At 71.2% G+C, this 17,779-nt stretch carries 19 protein-coding genes and 1 riboswitch; of the genes, 16 read left to right on the top strand and 3 right to left on the bottom strand.

The annotated features are described in order from the left end of the window. The first annotated feature begins 57 nt into the window (after positions 1–57). The 9 genes from gcvH (at position 58) to AB0K35_RS25880 (ending at position 6,928) form a co-directional block, all read left to right on the top strand. Complete coding sequence (gcvH, locus tag AB0K35_RS25920; protein WP_091397961.1) at positions 58–438, top strand: glycine cleavage system protein GcvH; 381 nt, start codon at positions 58–60, stop codon at positions 436–438. 214 nt (positions 439–652) lie between these two features. Next, positions 653–1,105 (top strand): FHA domain-containing protein, encoded by a 453-nt coding sequence (locus AB0K35_RS25915; RefSeq protein ID WP_007071101.1) that lies wholly within the window; start codon positions 653–655, stop codon positions 1,103–1,105. A 50-nt stretch (positions 1,106–1,155) separates the two neighbouring features. Beyond that, positions 1,156–1,857, top strand: a complete 702-nt coding sequence (locus AB0K35_RS25910; protein ID WP_363888282.1) for a MerR family transcriptional regulator — start codon at positions 1,156–1,158, stop codon at positions 1,855–1,857. A 185-nt stretch (positions 1,858–2,042) separates the two neighbouring features. Beyond that, positions 2,043–2,507 carry a bifunctional nuclease family protein gene (locus tag AB0K35_RS25905; protein WP_030327706.1) on the top strand — a complete coding sequence of 155 codons (465 nt, stop codon included), beginning with the start codon at positions 2,043–2,045 and terminating at the stop codon, positions 2,505–2,507. Between the two features lie 160 nt (positions 2,508–2,667). After that, positions 2,668–3,264, top strand: coding sequence for a MerR family transcriptional regulator (locus AB0K35_RS25900; protein ID WP_196923083.1), 597 nt, complete (start codon positions 2,668–2,670; stop codon positions 3,262–3,264). A 258-nt stretch (positions 3,265–3,522) separates the two neighbouring features. Beyond that, on the top strand, positions 3,523–3,921 hold the full coding sequence (locus AB0K35_RS25895; RefSeq protein ID WP_091397976.1) for a group 1 truncated hemoglobin: 399 nt from the start codon (positions 3,523–3,525) through the stop codon (positions 3,919–3,921). 2 nt (positions 3,922–3,923) lie between these two features. Continuing rightward, on the top strand, positions 3,924–5,105 hold the full coding sequence (locus tag AB0K35_RS25890; RefSeq protein WP_238669784.1) for a globin domain-containing protein: 1,182 nt from the start codon (positions 3,924–3,926) through the stop codon (positions 5,103–5,105). Between the two features lie 52 nt (positions 5,106–5,157). Further along, entirely contained in the window at positions 5,158–5,853 is a 696-nt protein-coding gene (locus tag AB0K35_RS25885; RefSeq protein ID WP_357363349.1) for a cell division protein DivIVA, read from the top strand. Positions 5,854–5,968: 115 nt separating this feature from the next. Beyond that, the gene (locus tag AB0K35_RS25880; RefSeq protein ID WP_363888278.1) at positions 5,969–6,928 is read left to right on the top strand and encodes a class I SAM-dependent methyltransferase; all 960 of its coding nucleotides are present in this window, start codon (positions 5,969–5,971) and stop codon (positions 6,926–6,928) included. Positions 6,929–6,948: 20 nt separating this feature from the next. Here the strand turns inward: AB0K35_RS25880 and AB0K35_RS25875 are convergent, their stop codons facing one another. Beyond that, a complete protein-coding gene (locus AB0K35_RS25875; protein WP_238669787.1) occupies positions 6,949–7,605 on the bottom strand; it encodes an NAD(P)-binding oxidoreductase in 657 nt (218 codons plus the stop codon). A gap of 100 nt (positions 7,606–7,705) precedes the next feature. Here AB0K35_RS25875 and AB0K35_RS25870 point away from each other — a divergent pair, with 100 nt between their 5' ends. The 3 genes from AB0K35_RS25870 to gcvP all read left to right on the top strand — a co-directional run bounded on the left by AB0K35_RS25870 (position 7,706) and on the right by gcvP (position 12,795). Further along, positions 7,706–8,773 carry a MerR family transcriptional regulator gene (locus AB0K35_RS25870; RefSeq protein ID WP_238669788.1) on the top strand — a complete coding sequence of 356 codons (1,068 nt, stop codon included), beginning with the start codon at positions 7,706–7,708 and terminating at the stop codon, positions 8,771–8,773. A 100-nt stretch (positions 8,774–8,873) separates the two neighbouring features. After that, on the top strand, positions 8,874–9,716 hold the full coding sequence (locus tag AB0K35_RS25865) for an NAD-dependent protein deacetylase (protein ID WP_363888276.1): 843 nt from the start codon (positions 8,874–8,876) through the stop codon (positions 9,714–9,716). An 84-nt stretch (positions 9,717–9,800) separates the two neighbouring features. Continuing rightward, a riboswitch (glycine riboswitch) is annotated at positions 9,801–9,899 on the top strand. Positions 9,900–9,972: 73 nt separating this feature from the next. Further along, complete coding sequence (gene gcvP, locus AB0K35_RS25860) at positions 9,973–12,795, top strand: aminomethyl-transferring glycine dehydrogenase (protein WP_363888274.1); 2,823 nt, start codon at positions 9,973–9,975, stop codon at positions 12,793–12,795. Between the two features lie 149 nt (positions 12,796–12,944). Here the strand turns inward: gcvP and AB0K35_RS25855 are convergent, their stop codons facing one another. Beyond that, entirely contained in the window at positions 12,945–13,145 is a 201-nt protein-coding gene (locus tag AB0K35_RS25855; protein ID WP_007460326.1) for a DUF5999 family protein, read from the bottom strand. Positions 13,146–13,241: 96 nt separating this feature from the next. Here AB0K35_RS25855 and AB0K35_RS25850 point away from each other — a divergent pair, with 96 nt between their 5' ends. After that, positions 13,242–14,489, top strand: coding sequence for a chorismate-binding protein (locus AB0K35_RS25850; RefSeq protein ID WP_363888318.1), 1,248 nt, complete (start codon positions 13,242–13,244; stop codon positions 14,487–14,489). Positions 14,490–14,521: 32 nt separating this feature from the next. Next, positions 14,522–15,031: a peptide deformylase gene (locus tag AB0K35_RS25845; RefSeq protein WP_091398002.1), complete on the top strand. Its 510-nt coding sequence runs from the start codon at positions 14,522–14,524 to the stop codon at positions 15,029–15,031. On the opposite strand, the gene AB0K35_RS25840 is transcribed toward AB0K35_RS25845, so the two are convergent. Beyond that, on the bottom strand, positions 15,028–15,798 hold the full coding sequence (locus tag AB0K35_RS25840; RefSeq protein ID WP_308193508.1) for a TSUP family transporter: 771 nt from the start codon (positions 15,796–15,798) through the stop codon (positions 15,028–15,030). The genes AB0K35_RS25845 and AB0K35_RS25840 overlap by 4 nt on opposite strands. Before the next feature lie 184 nt (positions 15,799–15,982). On the opposite strand from AB0K35_RS25840, the gene AB0K35_RS25835 reads away from it, so the two are divergent. Beyond that, positions 15,983–16,762: an endonuclease/exonuclease/phosphatase family protein gene (locus AB0K35_RS25835; protein ID WP_238669791.1), complete on the top strand. Its 780-nt coding sequence runs from the start codon at positions 15,983–15,985 to the stop codon at positions 16,760–16,762. Between the two features lie 108 nt (positions 16,763–16,870). Then, entirely contained in the window at positions 16,871–17,671 is an 801-nt protein-coding gene (locus AB0K35_RS25830) for an alpha/beta fold hydrolase (RefSeq protein WP_238669792.1), read from the top strand. The last annotated feature ends 108 nt before the right edge of the window (positions 17,672–17,779 follow it).

The raw sequence follows: 17,779 nt of genomic DNA, 5'->3' as shown, positions 1-17,779 counted from the left end.
GCGCGGCCGCGCCGGACCCGGGTGGTCCGGGGCACCGATGGATGAAGGACGCGACTGGTGATTCCCGAGGATCTGCGATACACCGCCGAACATGAGTGGGTGGCGGGTGACGGCACGGCTTCGGTCCGGGTCGGCATCACCCACTTCGCGCAGGACGCGCTCGGTGACATCGTGTACGTGCAGTTGCCCGAGGCGGGTGCGGTGGTCGCGGCCGGTGACTCTTTGGGTGAGATCGAGTCGACCAAGAGTGTGTCGGAGATCTACGCGCCGGTGGCCGGTACGGTGGCGGCGCGCAACGACGCGTTGGCTGACACGCCTGAGCTGATCAACACTGATCCGTACGGTGAGGGTTGGTTGGTGGAGATCACGCCGAATGATCCGACTGCGACGGATGGGTTGCTGACGGCGGCCGCGTATCAGAAGATCACCGAAGGCTGAGTGTGCTTGATCCGGTGCGTGGGATGTCTGCGCGCGTCCGGTTGCCCTGCATTTCGGCGCTGGCTAGGCTCGCCCAGTCGACCGAGAACCCAATAGTTGAGCGTTGCGGAATTGCCTTCCCGGGCACGGGGAGCCAGCCGCCGGGTGTTCAAGTGCCCGGCGGCCAGACCCGCCATTACCCGACGCCGACCGAACAGATCCGTGAGGTGGTCCCATGACGCGGCCAGACGACGAGTTCCCCCCACTCGACGTCACTTCGACGCTCAATCTCGGTTCGCTCGACGAAGTGCTGGAGGGGCCGGATACCGATGTGGTGCCGAGCCGGATGTCCGGTTCGTTGCCGCCGGGTATGGCGCTGCTGGTGGTTCGTCGAGGTCCGAATGCGGGTGCCCGGTTCTTGTTGGACCACGATGTGACGACCAGTGGCCGGCACCCGGACAGTGACATCTTCCTGGATGACGTGACGGTGTCGCGTCGGCACGCGGAGTTCCACCGTGATGGTGGGACGTTCACGGTGCGGGACGTGGGCAGCCTGAATGGCACGTACGTCAATCGTGAGCGGGTTGAGGCGGCCACGTTGAGTAATGGTGACGAGGTCCAGATCGGTAAGTTCCGGGTGGTGTTCATCGCCGGTCCGCGCCCGGAGGAGGAGGCCGGCCGGGGGTGAACGAGCCTGCGGCCTCCATGTCACCCGGGGCGGCTCGGTCTGAGCCGCTGATGAGCATCGGTGAGGTGCTTGGGCAGTTGCGGGTGGATTTTCCGGATACCACGATTTCGAAGCTGCGGTTTCTTGAGGCCGAGGGTTTGGTCGAGCCGCAGCGGACGGCGGCGGGTTACCGGAAGTACAGCTGGGACGATGTGGCGCGGTTGCGGTTCGTGTTGACCGCGCAGCGGGACAAGTACCTGCCGTTGCGGGTGATCCGGGAGCAGTTGGCCCAGTGGGATTCGTCCGGTGAGCAGCCGGGGCGTTCGCGGCCGGCGTTGGTGGCGGTTGGTCCTGATGGTGCGGTGCCGGGTCGTGAGTTGGCGGAGCCGGCCGAGTCGTCGCAGGTGCGGCTCGGCCGGTCGGATCTGGTGGCGCGCAGTGGAATCGACGAGTCGACGTTGGTGGAGTTGGAGCGGCTCGGTGTGCTGGTGTCGGATCCGCCGGGTTGGTATGACGCGGATGCGCTGATCATCGCGTCGGCGGTGGCGGGGTTGGCGGCGTACGGGTTGGAGCCGCGGCACCTGCGGGGTTATCGGACGGCGGCGGACCGGGAGGTCGGTTTGTTCGAGCAGTTGGTGGCGCCGTTGGCACGGCAGAGTGATCCGGCGGCGCGGGCGCGGGCGGCGGAGACGGCGCGGGAGTTGGTGGCGTTGTCGGAGCAGTTGCACGCCGCGTTGGTGCGGGTGGGGCTGCGGTCGACGTTGGGTCGGTGAGGGTGCCCGGTGGGTGGCGGCTGAGCGGAAAGATCTCTTCCGGGAAGCGTGCCGTAGGCTTGCCGGGGTAACCCCTTTTCGGCGCGGGCGTGGTGCTGTAGCGCGTGGGACGGCCGTGTTGCGGTCCGTGTACGGTGCAGGGAAGGGCGCGGTGCGGCGTAGGTGACAACGACACGGAGGCGGCGGTGCGCGAGCTGAGCGTGGTCGGAGTTCGGGTGGAGCTGCCCAGCAACCAGCCGATCGTCCTGCTCAGGGAGGTCGAGGGGGACCGCTATTTGCCGATCTGGATCGGCGCGGTCGAGGCCACGGCTATCGCTTATGAGCAGCAGGGGGTCAAGCCGGCCCGGCCGTTGACGCATGATCTTCTGCGGGATGTGTTGGCGGCGTTGAAGGCGCCCTTGCAGGCGGTGGAGATCACCGAGCTGAAGGAGAACGTCTTCTACGCGGATCTGTTGATCGGCGATGGGGTGCGGGTGTCGGCGCGGCCGAGCGATTCGATCGCGTTGGCGTTGCGGGTTGGTGCGCCGATTCGTTGTGCGGAGCAGGTCCTCAGCGAGGCGGGGATCGTTATCCCTGATGAGCAGGAGGACGAGGTGGAGAAGTTCCGCGAGTTCCTGGAGCAGGTGCGTCCGGAGGATTTCGCGGGCTGAGGTGTGCCTGGGCTCGGTTGGTGATCTTTCTCGGTGGCTGCGCGGCGTGTCGCGTCGGCTCCTCCGTGGTAACCCCTGACGGTGGCGATAGGGTTTCCATGTCGAGGGGTGCGCGTCGGAGGAAACGATGCGTCGCCACACTGACGGGGAGGTTGTCCGGATGCACGAGCCGCGGGATTCCGATCCGGGTGCAGAGTTCGACGAGTCGGGTGCCTCGTCGCCAGGTGTGGCGGCTGAGGGTGACGGTTCGGTTGGCTACCGGGGTGTGACGGCCTGCCACGCGGTGGGCATCAGTTACCGGCAGTTGGATTACTGGGCGCGGACGACGCTGGTGGTGCCGAGCGTTCGTGACGCCTCGGGTTCGGGGACGCAGCGGTTGTATTCGTTCCGGGACCTGGTGGTGTTGAAGGTCGTGAAGCGGTTGTTGGATGCGGGGGTGTCCCTGCAGAACATCCGTAAGGCGATCGAGGCGTTGCGGTCGCGTGGTGTGGAGGATCTGGCGGGGATCACGCTCATCTCTGATGGGACGACGGTGTACGAGTGCCGGTCTCCGGAGGAGGTGGTGGACCTGTTGCAGGGTGGCCAGGGGGTCTTCGGCATCGCGATCGGTGGGGCTTTCAAGGAGATCCAGGGGTCGTTGTCGCATCTGCCGGCGGAGCCGGCGACGAGTGGTCCCGTGGAGCCGGCGGTGGCGTCGGGCTCGGATCCGGTGGGTGACGAGTTGGCGGCGCGGCGGGCGCGGCGGCGCGCCGGCTGACCGTTCGGTCTTTCGGTTTTTTTCCGGTTGTTTTCTCGCGACCGTCGGTGACGGTGGCGGGGTTCTGTCGGGCTTGTCGGTCCACTGTGGATACCGTGGGTGTCGTGTTGGTGGCCCATTGTGGAGATACCCAACGGTAGTGGTGACGCAACGTGTCGGCGTGTTGTCGGGTATCCGATATGGGGGCGCTGACCGGAGGCGGTCGACACGCTATGGTCCCTCACGGTTCTGGACCCTTCATCCCCGGAAGGAACGACCGTGACGGTTACGGAAGAGACTGCTCCCGCCTCGCACTACGACCGTATTGGCGGTGCCAGTTCGGTCAAGGCAGCGGTTGAGCTGTTCTACGACAAGGTGCTCGCGGACCCGGAGTTGGCGGGCTATTTCGCTGACGTGGACATGGCGGGTCAGCGGCGGCATCTGGCGTTGATGTTGACTGTGGTGCTGGGTGGCCCGAACGAGTACACGGGTCGCGGGTTGGCCGAGGCGCACCAGCCGTTGAACATCACGGTGGGGCACTACGCGAAGGTGGGCGAGCACCTGACGGTGACGCTGACCGAGCTGGGGGTGCCGGCGGACATCCTCGCCGATGTGCAGACAGTGCTGGGGCAGGTGCAGGGCCAGGTGGTGGCTGCCGGGAACAGGTCGGGCGCCTGAGCGTGGACGCGGCTCGCCTCAAGCAGAGCTGGTCGGTGGTCGCCGGTCACGGCGACCAGGTGCCGCTCTACTTCTACTCGACGTTGTTCCTCGCTCATCCCGAGACGCGGCAGATGTTCCCCACGAACATGGCCGGTCAGCGGGACCGTCTCGTGACCGCGTTGGGTCACATCGTGTCCAACGTGGACCAGGTGGACCGGCTGGTGGGTTTCCTGCAGGATCTCGGCGCGGATCACCGCAAGTTCGCGGTCCGCGCGGAGCACTATCCGGCGGTCGGTGAGGCCCTCGTCGCGACGTTGCAGCATTTCCTCGCCGAGCAGTGGACCGACGAGTTGGCTGCGGACTGGACTGCCGCGTACGGGTTGGTCGCCCAGGTGATGATGGAGGCCGCGCAGGCCGCTGAGGCGGTCAATCCGCCGTGGTGGGTGGCGGAGATCGTGGCGCATGAGCGGCGGGCGTTCGACGTGGCGGTGTTGACGGTGCGTCCGCAGTACCTGTTGCCGTTCACGCCGGGTCAGTCGATTGGTGTGTCGCACCCGTCGGTGCGGTCGTGGCGGTACTACTCGCCGGCGAACGCGCCGCGGGCGGACGGCACGTTGGAGTTGCATGTGCGGGCCGCGCCGGGTGGCGCGGTGTCGTCGCGGCTGGTGTACGGGTCGGCGGTGGGGGATCGGATCCATCTGGCGGCGCCGGTGGGGGATCGGCTGGGGTTGTGGTCGGCGGGCTCCAGTGACCTGTTGCTGTTGGTGTCGGGTACCGGCTGGGCGCCGGTGAAGGCGTTGGTGGAGCAGGTGGCCGCGGAGGGTTCCCGTCGGCGGGTGGACCTGTACGTGGGGGCCCGGTCCCGCAGCGAGTTCTACGACAGCGACGCGATCGACAAGTTGGCGTCGTCGTATTCGTGGTTGACGGTGACGTACGTGGTCGGTGCCGACGTGCACCGGCCGGGGGAGTTCGTGCAGGCGGTGGACCGGGCGTTGGCCGACGGTGACTGGCGGTCCCGGCATGTGTTCGTGTGTGGGTCGGACGAGATGGTGTCGTACGCGGTGCGGACGTTGGTGCAGGCGGGTTACCACGCGGGTCAGGTGCACCACGAGGGCCTGGGCGCGCAGTGGTACGGGCCGGCGTGGCGGACGGCGGTGCAGCAGTCGGCTGCGGGTGACACTTCGGGAGGTGGGCACAGGTGAGCGCGACGAGTGAGCTTGCGAGCCCGGCGGTCGCGAACGGAGGTCTGCACAGGTGAGTGCGACGCCGATCAGTCGGTATGACGGGGTGCAGGTTTCCGGTGGTGTGCAGGTGCGGATGACCGCCGATCGGGTTCGGCGGTGGGAGTTCGGCGCGGCGTCGTTCGCTCGGCGTGGTTACGACAACGCTGACGTGGACCGGTTCCGGGTGCAGGTCGCTGACGAGCTGGACCTGTTGGCGACGCAGATCGCGACGTTGCGGGCGGAGAACGAGCGGCTGAACGACCGGGTGGAGTTGCACCGGCACGGGGTGATTCCGAGTACGGGGGCGGCGGCGAAGGTCCCGGCGGCGCGGGAGGTGAATCTGCTGTCGGCGGCGCAGCGGGAGGCCGAGCAGATCATCGCGCAGGCGCATGACTACGCGCGTCGGGTCGCCGAGTACGCCCGGGTGCAGTACGAGAGTTACCTGCACGCGGCGGAGGCGGAGGCGAAGCAGGAGGCGGAGCGGGCGGTGGCGGAGTACCGCAGCGCGGCGGGGCCGAGCTTCGACGACACGGTGGCGACCCGGGAGGCGTTGCGGATCTTCGGCGAGATGATGGTGTCGCACATGCAGGCGGCGGCGCGGCATCTCGACGACGGCAGTGAGCAGTTGGCGCGCACGATGGATCGGATCGCGGCGGAGACCCCGGGTGCGCCGTTCACGGGTGGCGTGGTGGGTCAGTCGGCGTTGCCGCGGCACCAGCAGCGCTGAGTGGCCGGGTGGGGTGCGCTGACGGGGACCCCACCCGACGCGCTGGCGGCGGTGGCATAGTCGGAGGGGTCAGTCGGGGCTGACCCGTGGCCCGCCCCTTGGGAGAGGCGCCGTCGTGTCAGTATCACCGTCCCCATCCGGCGGGTCAGCGGACCCGCTGGCCACGTTGGAGGCGTCGGCGTGGGCGTTGGCGGCTGCGGTCGGCACCATGAGTGACGCCCTGTCGGCTCCGCTCGCCGAGGTCCTCGCGGCGTCGCCGCACCGCAGCGCGGTGCTGGAGGCCGCCGGTCTGCTGTCCTGGGACGGCGGGGCGCCGGTCGCGCACCCGTCGCTGGTGCCCGCCGACGGGCAGACCGGGCGCAGCGCGGTGCAGGCGCGGTTGAGTTCGCTGCGGCAGGCGGTCGCCGCGGCGGCGCAGGAGCCTTCCCGCGGTGGTGGGGCCGGCTGGGCGCAGGTGGACGACGAGGTGTTGCTGCATCAGGGTCGGGCGTCGGCGGCGACCGGCCGGGCGTTGGCGAACCGGGTGGTGCCCGAGCTGGCGGGGCTGGCGGAGCGTCTGGACTCGGCGGACGCCCGGGTGCTGGACGTGGGCACCGGTGTGGCGGCGTTGGCTGTTGCCCTGGCGCGCGCGTTGCCCCGGGTGTCGGTGGTGGGCATCGACGTGCTGCAACGGGCGTTGGACCTGGCCGGCGGGGAGCTGGCCGAGGCGGGCGATGTCGCGGACCGGATCAGTCTGCGCCGTCAGGACGTCGCGGAGGTGGCCGAGCCGGGCGGGTACGACCTGGTGTGGGTGCCGGCGCCGTTTCTTCCCCAGCAGACGTTGACGGTCGCGTTGCCGCGGCTGGTGCAGGCGCTGCGGCCCGGTGGCTGGCTGGTGGCCGGCACCAATCCGCCGGCCGGGGACCCGTTGCGGGCGGCCGTCAACCGGTGGAACGCCGTGCGCAACGGCGGCAACGCGTTCGACGCCGACCGGATGGCGGAGGTGCTGGCGGGGGCCGGGTTGGGTGACGTTCGGCGTTTTCCGACGGTCCCCGGCGGGCCGGTGTTGGTCGCCGCGCACCGCCCGGGCGGCTGAGGGCGACCCCCGGCGGGTGGTCAGCTGGCGGCGGCGCGGACGGCCTCGGCGATCGGGGTGGGCCCGTCGACGAGTTCCAGTGTCGCGCCGGTGGTGCGCGGTTCGTCGAGCAGCGCGGCGAGGACGTGCGCGACGTCGGTGCGGCTGATCGCGCCACGGCCGGCGTGGGGGGTGAGGGTGACCCGCCCGGTGGGTGGGTCGTCGGTGAGCTGGCCGGGTCGCAGCACCGTCCAGGCCAGGTCGCGGCGGCGCAGGTCGTCCTCGGCGGCGCGTTTGGCGCGCAGGTACGCCGCCCACACGTCGTCGGTGCCGGGAGCGGGTGGTGTGTCCACCCCCATGGAGGAGACGAGCAGGTAGCGGTGGACACCGGCGCGGGTGGCGGCGTCGGCGAGCAGCGCGGCGGCGGCCCGGTCGACGGTGTCCTTGCGGGCGGCGCCGCTGCCGGGGCCCGCACCAGCGGCGAAGACGACCGCGTCGGCGCCGTGCAGGTGCTCGGCAACCTGTTCGAGTGCTGTGTGTTCCAGGTCGCAGACGACGGGGGTGGCGCCGGCGGCGCGTAGCGTCGCGGTCTGCTCGGGGTTGCGGATGAGGCCGACGGCGGTGTCGCCGCGCCCGACGAGGTGGCGTTGCAACAGTAGGGCGATCTTGCCGTGGCCTCCGGCGATGACGACGCGCATGCGCCCAACCTACCGGCGTCACCGGCTTGACCTTGACCTTCGGGTAACCCTGAGCCTGGTGGGTGCCGGTCGCCGTGACCGGTGCGAGGAGGATGCCGACGTGGGGCTGATGACCATCGGGGCGTTCGCCCGGGCGGCGATGCTGACACCGAAGGCGTTGCGCCTGTACGACCAGGTGGGGCTGCTGGTGCCGGCCGCTGTCGATCCGGAGTCCGGTTACCGGCTCTACGACCCGGGTCAGCTGCCGGTGGCTCGGCTGGTCGCCCAGTTGCGTCGGCTCGGTATGCCGTTGGCGACGATCCGGGTGGTGTGCGGCCTGGAGCCCGCGGCGGCGGCTGAGGCGGTCACCGCGTACTGGCGGCAGGTCAGCGCCGACACCGCGGCGCGCGCCCGGCTGGCGACCCTCCTCGTGGACCACCTGTCTGAAGGGGGCACCACCATGTCTGACCCGAGTCCCACAGTTGCCGTCCGCTGCGCCGCCGGTTGTGACAGCGGGCTGGTGCGCGACAGCAACGAGGACACCGCGTACGCCAGCGGGCGGTTGCTCGCCGTGGCCGACGGTATGCGGGGGCCCGGCGGGGCGGCCGCCAGCGCCGCCGCCGTCGACGCCCTGAAGCCGTTGGCGTCCGCCGACGTGCCGGCCGCCGACCTGCTGACGTTGCTGGCCGGTGCGGTGAGCGACGCCGACAGCGCCGTGCACGCGTTGGCCACCGACACCGACCAGCCGGTCACCACACTGACCGCGTTGCTGCTCAGCGGTTCCCGGCTGGCGCTGGCGCACGTCGGTGACACCCGGGCCTACCTGCTGCGCGGCGGTGAGCTGTCGCTGCTCACGCAGGATCACACCTGGGTGCAGGCCCAGGTTGATCAGGGCCGACTCGACCGGGACCAGGCCGCGGCGCATCCGCAGCGCGCGGTGCTGGTGCGCGCCCTCGGTGGCGGCCGGCAGGTCGAGGCGGATCTGGCGCTGCGTACCGCGTTGCCGGGTGACCGGTATCTGTTGTGCTCCGACGGGCTGTCCGCCGTCGTCGACCGGGCCGATCTGGGGTCGGCGTTGGCCGCGACTGACGATCCCGAGGACACGGTGCGGGGCCTGATCGAGTTGGCGCGGGCCGAGGGGGCGCCGGACAACATCGCCTGCGTCGTCGCCGACGTCGTCGCGGTGTAGCCGTCGCCTGCGCCGCCGAGCCCTGCGCCGGGTGGGGCCGCCCACCCGCCCGGGGCGGGGCTCGGCGTTGGTGAACGGGTTGAGGCAGCATGGAGAGGTGATGGAGAGTTTCGACGCGTTGACCTCGCTGGTGGCCGGTGGCGGGGTGGTGGTGCTCAGCGGCGCCGGCCTGTCCACCGAGTCGGGAATTCCGGACTACCGGGGGCCCAGCGGGGTGGCGCGGCGGCACACGCCGATGACCTTCCAGGCGTTCACCGGCGATCCCCTGGCCCGGCGGCGTTACTGGGCGCGGAGCCACCTGGGTTGGCGGTTGATCGCGGGCGCGGCGCCCAACGCCGGGCACCGGGCGGTGGCCGGGCTGCAACTTGCCGGGCTGGTCGAGACCGTGATCACCCAGAACGTCGACGGTCTGCACGGTGCGGCCGGCAGCCCGTCGGTGATCGAGTTGCACGGCCGCCTCGACGAGGTGACCTGCCTGGACTGCGGCAACCTGACCTCCCGGGAGGAGCTTCACCGGCGGTTACGCGAGGCCAACCCGGAGTTCGTGGCCCGCGTCGCCGCGGTCAACCCGGACGGTGATGTTGATCTCCCTGATGAGCAGGTGGCAGCGTTTCGGCCGGTGGACTGCGGGATCTGCGGCACCGGGATGCTGAAACCGGACGTGGTGTTCTTCGGTGAGACGGTGCCGCCGCAGCGGGTGACGCGGTGCTTCGCGGCCGTGGAGCAGGCCCGGTCGTTGCTGGTGCTCGGGTCGTCGTTGACGGTGATGTCGGGGCGCCGGTTCGTGATTCGGGCCGCGAAACGGGGCATCCCGGTCGCGATCGTCAACCAGGGGCCGACACGTGGTGACGGGTACGCCACAGTGTGCGTCGACGCGCCGCTGGGCGCGGTGCTGCCGCAGTTGGCCGGGCGGGTCGGCGCCGGGGCGCCGCTGGGGGTGTGACGGGTCGCAGCCCGGGTGGGCACCCGGCCCGGGGGTAGGACATCCGCCGGAAACACCAACGCTGGTAGCGTTGACCACGCCGGTAACACCCACGTGGGAGAGACCGCCCGACAGCACGCAGGGCGGCGCCGAAGGGGCAAATCCTCCCCGGAACCTCTCAGGCAAAAGGACCTCGTGGGCAGGCACTGTGGAGTGCCCTGCGTGGGTGCGACAGAGGGGGAGGCCGACACGTCGACCTCGCCCCGGGAGTGCCCCTATGACCGTAGAGCAGTTCGCCACCCGTCACATCGGTCCCGGTCCCGACGATGAGCGTCGGATGCTGGAGGTCGTCGGGCACGGCTCCATCGACGAGCTGATGGACGCCGCGATCCCCGAGGTGATCCGCTGGCACGGCACCCTCGACCTGCCCGACCCGGCCACCGAGGCCGAGACGATCGCCGAGCTGCGGGCCCTCGCGGCGCGTAACACCGTCGCCGTCTCCATGATCGGGTTGGGGTACCACGGCACGCACACCCCGGCGGTGATCCGCCGCAACGTCCTCGAAGACCCGGCCTGGTACACGGCGTACACGCCGTACCAGCCGGAGATCAGCCAGGGCCGCCTCGAGGCGCTGCTCAACTTCCAGACCATGGTCACCGACCTGACCGGGTTGGCCACCGCGAACGCCTCCATGCTCGACGAGGGCACCGCAGCGGCGGAGGCGATGACCCTGGCGCGGCGGGCCTCCAAGAGCAAGAGCGGCGTGTACGTCGTCGACGCCGACGCCCTGCCGCAGACCATCGCGGTGATCACCAGCCGGGCGGTGCCGCTCGGCATCGACGTGCGGGTCCTCGACGTGCAACGCGACGAGTTGCCGGCGGAGTTCTTCGGCCTGCACCTGCAGTACCCGGGGGCGTCCGGGGCGGTACGCGACCACGCCGGCCTCGTGCAGGCCGCACACGCCGTCGGCGCCCTCGTCACCGTCGCGGCGGACCTGCTGGCGTTGACGCTGTTGCGCGCACCGGGGGAGATCGGCGCGGACATCGCCGCCGGCACCACCCAGCGTTTCGGCGTACCGATGGGCTTCGGTGGGCCGCACGCCGGTTACCTGGCGGTGCGCTCGGGCCTGGAGCGGATGCTGCCCGGGCGCCTGGTCGGGGTGTCGCGCGACGCGGACGGCAACCCGGCCTACCGGTTGGCGTTGCAGACCCGTGAGCAGCACATCCGGCGGGAGAAGGCGACCAGCAACATCTGCACCGCGCAGGTGCTCCTCGCGGTGATGGCCGGCATGTACGCCGTCTACCACGGCCCGGACGGGCTACGCGACATCGCTACGCGTACCCATGCGATGGCGGCGCGGCTCGCGGCCGGTCTGCGCGCCGGTGGGGTGGACGTCGCGGACGTCGCGTTCTTCGACACCGTCACCGCGACGGTGCCGGGCGCTGCCGCCGAGGTGGTGGCCGCCGCCGCGGACCGCGGTGTCAACCTGCGGCTGGTCGACGCCGACCGGGTGGGGGTGTCCTGCGACGAGACCACCACCGACGCGCACCTGACGCAGGTGTGGGCGGCGTTCGGGGTGCCCGCGTTCGACGGCGACGTGGAGGCGGCTCTGCCGGTCGACCTGACCCGGACCTCGGACTTCCTGACCCACCCGGTGTTCCGCAGTCACCACTCGGAGACGGCGATGCTGCGCTACCTGCGGCGGCTGTCGGACTTCGACTACGCCCTGGACCGGGGCATGATCCCGCTCGGGTCGTGCACGATGAAGCTGAACGCGACCACCGAGATGGAGCCGGTCAGCTGGGCGGAGTTCGCGAACATCCACCCGTTCGCGCCGGACGCGCAGACCGTCGGGTACCGGGAGATGATCGGTCAGTTGGAGTCGTGGCTGGCCGAGGTGACCGGCTACGACGCGGTGAGCGTGCAACCCAACGCCGGTTCGCAGGGCGAGCTGGCCGGGTTGCTCGCCATCCGCTCGTACCACGCGTCGCGGGGTGAGACGCACCGCGACGTGTGCCTGATCCCGTCGTCGGCGCACGGCACGAACGCGGCGTCGGCGGTGATGGCCGGCATGCGGGTCGTCGTGGTGGCCTGCGACGACAACGGCAACGTCGACCTCGTGGACCTGGACGCGAAGATCGACAAGCACCGTGACGCGCTCGCCGCGATCATGGTGACGTACCCGTCCACGCACGGTGTGTACGAGACGGGCATCGCGTCGCTGTGCGCGAAGGTCCACGACGCCGGTGGGCAGGTGTACGTCGACGGGGCGAACCTCAACGCCCTGGTCGGGTTCGCCAAGCCCGGCAAGTTCGGCGCCGACGTGTCGCACCTGAACCTGCACAAGACGTTCTGCATCCCGCACGGCGGCGGTGGCCCCGGGGTGGGCCCGGTGGCGGTGCGCGCGCACCTGGCGCCGTTCCTGCCCGGTGACCCGCTGGGCGCGCACGTGGACGCCACGCCGGCGATCTCGGCGGCGAAGTACGGGTCGGCGGGGATCCTGCCGATCCCGTGGGCGTACCTGCGGATGATGGGCGCCGAGGGGCTGACCCGGGCCACCGGCGTGGCGGTCCTCGCGGCGAACTACGTGGCGGCGCGGCTGCGGGGGCACTTCCCGGTGCTGTACGCCGGCAACAAGGGCCTGGTGGCCCACGAGTGCATCCTCGACCTGCGGCCGTTGACGAAGGCGACCGGGGTGAGCGTCGACGACGTGGCGAAGCGGCTGATCGACTACGGCTTCCACGCGCCCACGATGTCGTTCCCGGTGGCGGGGACGCTGATGGTGGAGCCGACCGAGAGCGAGGACCTGGCTGAGCTGGACCGGTTCTGCGACGCGATGATCGCGATCCGCGCGGAGATCGAGCAGGTGGGTTCCGGGGCGTGGCCGGCGGGGGACAACCCCCTGGCGAACGCGCCGCACACCGCGGCGATGGTCAGCGGTGACGAGTGGTCGCACGCGTACCCGCGGTCGGTGGGCGCGTACCCGGCCGGGGTGGACCGGGCCGGGAAGTACTGGCCGCCGGTGCGGCGCATCGACGGCGCGTACGGCGACCGGAACCTGGTCTGCTCGTGCCCGTCGCCGGAGGCGTTCGAGGACTGACGGCGCCGCAGCCGGTCGAGACTGACGACGGCGCGCCGGGGCGGGCGGTACGGCCTGCCCCGGCAGCCGCTGCGACCTGGGCGGGGACGTCCCTTACCGGGGGACTAGCCTGAGTCGACGGCGGCTAAACGGTGACGCTGAGTGGTCGATTAGGCCACGAGAGCGTGGCGGGCGGGGCCGCGGTGCGGTGCGATGCTGCTGCCGTCGGGAAGCAGCTCGCCGGTGTCCTCGAAGACGATGACACCGTTGCAGAGCAGGCTCCAGCCCTGCTCACGGAAGCAGGCGAGGACCCGCGCGGCTTCCCGGTCGGTGGCTTCAGCGGAGGGGCAGGTCGGTTGGTGCTGGCACATCGGGTTCTCCGGACTGTGGGGGCACTGTGTCATGGTTCACATGACCAGTGACGCACAGTACCAAGCGAAAGTGTCCAGCATCGAGCAGGTGCCCGCCTGGTGCACGGGAAATCCACTGAACGGATGAGGAAGGTTGGACCGTACGGCGTGGAAACGCTCCCACACGTGTGGGCCGCGGACAGCGGGCCCGCTGCGTCGATCGATGTACCCGCCGCGCCGGCCGCCTGCCGAGGTGCGCTGACCGAACGCGCCCGCCTGCACTGGTCCCGCGGCGACGGCGGCGACCCCGCGACCCTCGCCGAGGAGTTCCTCGCCGCGCACGGCCTGCCCCTGCACGACCTGACCCGACCCGCCACCACCCAGCACGGCACCGGGGTCTGCGGCGCGGCGCTGTACCTGTCCGCCGCCGCCGGGGCGCTGCTGGCCGGCGCACCCAGCGGGGCACCCGAACCCGCACCGGCCCTGCCCGACCTCGCCGTCGTCGTCTACCAGCACGGCACCCCCCGGGTCACCCGACCCGGCCCACCGCCGCAGTGGCGCCTCGGCGACTGGGTCGAGAGCTGGACCCCCGCCCAGCACGCCGGCGCCGTCGACGCGGTCCGCGCCGCCATCGGCCGCGGCGACGTCTACCAGAGCAACCTCGTCGGCCACGCCGCAGCCCCCTACACCGGCGACCCGCTGCCCGCCCTGAGCCGCCTCGGCGCGCTCCCCGGCGCCCGCTACGGCGGCATCCTCACCGGCGACGGCTGGGCCATCGGCTGCGCCTCCCCGGAAACCCTCGTCGAGGTCACCGACGGGCAGGTGATCACCCGACCGATCAAGGGCACCCGCCCGGCCACCGCCACCGGCCGCGCCGAACTGCTCGCCAGCGCCAAGGAACGCGCCGAACACATCATGATCGTCGACCTGGAACGCAACGACCTCGCCCGCATCGCCCGCACCGGCACGGTCACCGTCGACGAACTGTTCGCCGTCCGCCGCTGGTGCGACCTGTGGCAGGCCGAGTCGACAGTCCGCGCCACCGCCGACGACGGCCTCGGCCTCGCCGACCTGCTGCGCGCCACCTGCCCCGGCGGCTCCGTCACCGGCGCGCCGAAACTCGCCGCCCTCGCCCAGATCAGCGCCCTCGAACCCGTCGGCCGGGGCGCCAGCATGGGCGCGCTGGGCTGGGTCGCCCCGGGCCACGTCGACCTCGGCCTGACCATCCGCACCGCCGCCGCCGACGGTCAGCGGCTGCACACCTGGGCCGGCGGCGGCATCACCTGGGACAGCGACGCACACGCCGAGGTCGCCGAGGCCGCCGCGAAAACCAGCCCGATCCGCGCCACACTGGCCGGGCACTGACCGCGGCACCGCACAGCGATACGCTGAACCTCATGACCATGCGGCCCATCCGGATCATCGGCGACCCTGTCCTGCGCACCGGATGCGAACCGGTCACCACCTTCGACGCGGAGCTACGCGCCCTCGTCACCGACCTGATGGACACCCTGCTCGGCGCCCCCGGCCGCGCCGGCGTCGCCGCACCGCAGATCGGCGTCAGCGCCCAGGTGTTCGTCTACGACGCCGACGGGCACCGCGGCCACCTCATCAACCCCACCCTGGAGCTGTCCGACGAACTCCAGGACGACGAGGAGGGCTGCCTGTCCATCCCCGGGCTGTACTTCCCGACCGTGCGGGCCCTGCACGCCACCGCCCACGGCGTCGACCAGCACGGCGAGCCGCTGACCATCGCCGGCAGCGGGTTCCTGGCCCGCGCCCTGCAACACGAGACCGACCACCTGGGCGGGAAGCTCTACGTCGACACCCTGCGCGGCGACACCCGCCGCCGGGCCCTGCGCGAGATCCGCGCCGGGCGCTTCGACTCACCCAGCCGCCGCGGCTAACTCACCCACTGGTCGTGGCCCAGCTTCGCGACCAACGCCACCACCACCACCAGCAACACCACCCGCACGAACCCGGAGCCGCGGCGCAACGCCATCCGCGCCCCCAGCACCGCGCCGGCGATGTTGCACACCGCCATGCCCGCGCCCAACAGCCACCACACGTGCCCGGTCACCCCGAACACCACCAGCGCGCCCAGGTTCGTCCCCGCGTTGACGACCTTCGCCATCGCCGAACCGTGCACGAAGTCCGCGCCCACCACAGCGGTGAACGCCAACACCAGGAACGTGCCGGTCCCGGGACCGATCAACCCGTCGTACAGGGCGATCCCCACACCGGCCACCGCGATCACCACGCCCACCCGCACCGGGGTCCGCCTCGCCGGCACCGCCACCACCCCCATCCGGGGACGCAGCAGCACGAACACCGCCACCGACACCAGCACCACCAGCACGACCGGCCGGTACGCCGACGCCGGCACCGCCCCGGCCAACGCCGCACCCACCCCCGCGCTGAGCACCGCGACCCCCGCCGCCGGAGCCGCCACCCGCCAGTCGACCTTGGTCCTGCGGGCGTACGTCGCCGCCGCCGTGGCCGTCCCGAAGATCGCAGCCAACTTGTTGGTGCCCAACGCGGTGGCCACCGGCAACCCCGGGGCAGCCACCAACAGCGCCGGCAGCAGCAACAACCCGCCACCACCGACCACTGCATCAACCCACCCGGCCATCGCGGCGGCAGCCAGCAGAGTACTCAGCGTCACGGCGTCCACGGGCGGCAATTCTTCCCACCCGACACGCCGCAACGGGCACCCGAGTGGCCAGCCTCACCCGCTCACCGACCCCGCGTACGCCGCAACCACACCCCCAACGCTCCAACCGCCACGAACACCAGCACCGAACACAGCAAGACCTTCACCACCCGGCAACCATGCCACGGGCACGTAAGGTGCAGGAGTGCGCCTGGCCACCTTCAACCTGCTGCACGGACGGTCCCTCACCGACGGGCTCGTCGACTCCGACCGACTCACCGCCGCCATCGGCGCCCTCGACGCCGACGTCCTCGCCCTCCAGGAGGTCGACCGCGACCAACGCCGCAGCGGCAACCTCGACCTCACCGCCATCGCCGCCCGCGCCCTCGACGCACCCCACCACCGCTTCGCCGCCGCCGTCGTCGGCACCCCCGGCGAACAGTTCCGCCCTCTGCGCCACGACGACGACGGCCACGGGGAACCCTGCTACGGCATCGGACTGATCAGCCGACACCCCGTCCGCAGCTGGCAGGTCACCCGACTCAAGCCGGCGCCGGTGCGCTCACCGGTCTACGTTCCCGGCCCCCGCGGCGGCCTCATCCTGCTGCACGACGAACCCCGCGTGGTCCTCGCCGCCGTCCTGGACACCCCGCACGGCCCCCTCACCGTCGCCGCCACCCACCTGTCCTTCGTGCCCGGCTGGAACGCCCGCCAACTACGGCAGACCGTCCGCGCCCTGCGCGCGCTACCGGGGCCCCGCGTCCTGCTCGGCGACCTCAACCTGCCCGCCGGCGCGGCCCGGCTCATCTCCGGCTGGCACCCCCTGGGCCGACGCCCCACCTACCCGTCCGGGCAGCCCCGCGTCCAACTCGACCACATCCTCGCCGACCGGCACGCCCTCGACCAGCTCCCACCCGTGCGCGCTGTCACCGCACCCTCGTCCACCATCTCCGACCACCGCCCCCTGCTGGTCGACCTCGGCTGAAGATCCACGATCGAAACCCGGACATCGCGGCTCACGAATGTCTAGGGTTGGGCTCGCCGGCACCACGTGTCGCGCCATCGCCACAGCCGACACCACAGGGAGCTGACAGTGAGCGACACGCCGGACACGATCGTCCTCATCCACGGGTTCTGGGTCACCCCCCGCAGCTGGGAACACTGGGTCACCCACTACCAGGACAAGGGCTTCCGGGTGCTCACCCCCACGTACCCCGGGCTGGAAGGCGAGGTCGAGGCAATCAACGCCGACCCCAGCCCACTGGAGACGCTGACCGCGCCACAGATCATCGCGCACCTGTCCGCGGTGGTCGACGCGCTACCCACGCCACCCATCCTCATGGGCCACTCCGCCGGTGGGGCGTTCACCCAGGTGCTGCTCGACCGCGGCTACGGCGCCTCGGCTGTCGTGCTCAACTCGGCACCCACCGAAGGCGTCAAGGTGACCCCCTTCTCGCAGCTGCGCTCCACCTTCCCGGTGCTGCGCAACCCCGCCAACCGCCACCGCGCCGTCGGGTTCACCTTCGAGCAGTGGAACTACGCGTTCACCAACACCTTCGACGAGCAGACCGCCCGCGCCCTGTACGAGCGCTATGCCATCCCCGCCGCCGGCGGCATCCTCTGGGACAGCGTCCTGGCCAACCTGCTGCCCGGCCCCCAGGACATCGCCGTGAACTACCACAACGACCAGCGCGCGCCGCTGCTGTTCATCTCCGGCTCGGAAGACCACATCATGCCGCCCAGCGTGCAACGCGCCAACGCCGCCCACTACAAGAGCGACACCCTCACCGAGGTCGAGCTCTTCGAGGGGTACGCCCACCTGCTGCCCGCACAGCAGGGCTGGCAGCGCATCGCCGACGTCGCCCTCGACTGGGCCCTGCGCCACGCCCGCTGACCGCGGGCCCACCGCGCCGACCGTTCGGCCCTCGCCTTACTGAAATCCGGGGCAACAACGTGCCCCGGACACCGCGCCTTGCGGAAGACCGGAACGAACAAGGGTCGG

The sequence above is a fragment of the Micromonospora sp. NPDC053740 genome, from assembly GCF_040677775.1.
GTDB classification, from domain to species: domain Bacteria; phylum Actinomycetota; class Actinomycetes; order Mycobacteriales; family Micromonosporaceae; genus Micromonospora; species Micromonospora alfalfae.
Note: the sequence above shows the minus strand (reverse complement) of the source record. Positions and strands in the feature narration are given on the sequence as shown.